Source organism: Cryobacterium sp. 10I1 (assembly GCF_035019805.1).
GTDB lineage: Bacteria > Actinomycetota > Actinomycetes > Actinomycetales > Microbacteriaceae > Cryobacterium > Cryobacterium glucosi.
In genome coordinates this window covers 1-258 of the sequence record NZ_JASJVF010000662.1, presented here as the reverse complement: position 1 = coordinate 258, position 258 = coordinate 1, and the positions used below count along the sequence as shown (strand labels likewise).

The 258-nt window shown below is 73.6% G+C and carries 1 pseudogene; it reads right to left on the bottom strand.

The window, feature by feature from the left end:
• Window positions 1-258 (bottom strand): annotated as a pseudogene (locus QN345_RS20230) (phosphoribosyltransferase); the annotation flags it as partial.

The following is a 258-nucleotide window of genomic DNA, read 5'->3' as shown; positions in this document are numbered from 1 at the left end:
GGCGTGAGCAGGTCGAGGAGCAGGGTGCCGAGGCCGGCGCGGTGCAGGACGTCGGCGACGAACTGGTTGCGCGGGCTGTGGCGGCTGCTCCCGCTGCCATGGGCGAACACGACGACCGCGGGGGCGTTCTCGGGAAGGTACAGGTGCCCCTCGAGGACGACCGTGCCGACCGGGATCTCCACGTCACGGTCGAGCCCGGATCCGCCGGCATGGCGTCCGGAACGGATCCGCCTGGCGGCGGCGTCCAGCAGCGCGGTC